The sequence below is a fragment of the Tomitella biformata AHU 1821 genome (genome assembly GCF_000524475.1).
GTDB classification, from domain to species: domain Bacteria; phylum Actinomycetota; class Actinomycetes; order Mycobacteriales; family Mycobacteriaceae; genus Tomitella; species Tomitella biformata.
On the sequence record NZ_BAVQ01000049.1, the window covers coordinates 1 to 750 of the forward strand.

General features: G+C 67.5%; 1 protein-coding gene. It reads right to left on the bottom strand.

Annotated elements, in window-relative coordinates:
- A partial coding sequence (locus TBIF_RS14900) for a DUF222 domain-containing protein (RefSeq protein ID WP_148302288.1) occupies window positions 1-726 on the bottom strand: 726 nt, incomplete at its 3' end.
- Window positions 727-750: the final 24 nt, after the last annotated feature.

Here is a 750-nt window from a genome sequence, read left to right on the forward strand (position 1 = left end):
GTCCTCATCCTCCGGATTACACATCCCCGGCTTAGCGAACTTCGCGAAAAACGCCTCGAACATCGCCCGCAACCGCGCATCAAAACAGAACGTCCCCCGGGTCAGCCCGTCCGGGCCTTGCGGGCCCATCCAGAACCCGACTTCTTTGCGCCGCTCCCGCTCATCATCAAGCGAGCCGTCCGGGTTCAGGTGCCCCATCAACCGCCGGGCCGCCGCCTCGAGCTGATCGGGCCGCAAAGTCTTCGCCAGCTCCACCAACTGCGCCTCCGCCGACGCCCGGTCCTGCGCGCCCACCGCGGCCGGAAGCTCCCGAAAAAACGTGAGAATCACCGCCACGTGATCGGCGTTGATCCACCCGCCGCGCTGCGCCGCCGCCACCAGCGGATACACCGCCGGCACCCGCACCCCACTGATCCCGACCCGCTCGACGAGCAGCGCCGACTCGGACATCATCTTTCGGGCCGTCCCGAACCGGATATGCAATGTTCCCGCCAGCAGCGGCGACATTCCCCCGTAGGGGAACTCGGCGACCGCACCCTGGGCGTCGAGCTCGGCGACCAGCTCGTGCCCGATACTCGGGATCGAGCGGCTGACATGTTCAAGGCGCGCCAACACGTCCAGACGGTCCGCATTGCCCAGCAACCCGAAATCGGTGCCCCGCAGCACCTCCATACCGGCCTCGGCAGCGGCGAGCGCCGCCTCGATACCAGAATCGATGACGGCCATCTCGCACCCCCTCTGACCAGCGAC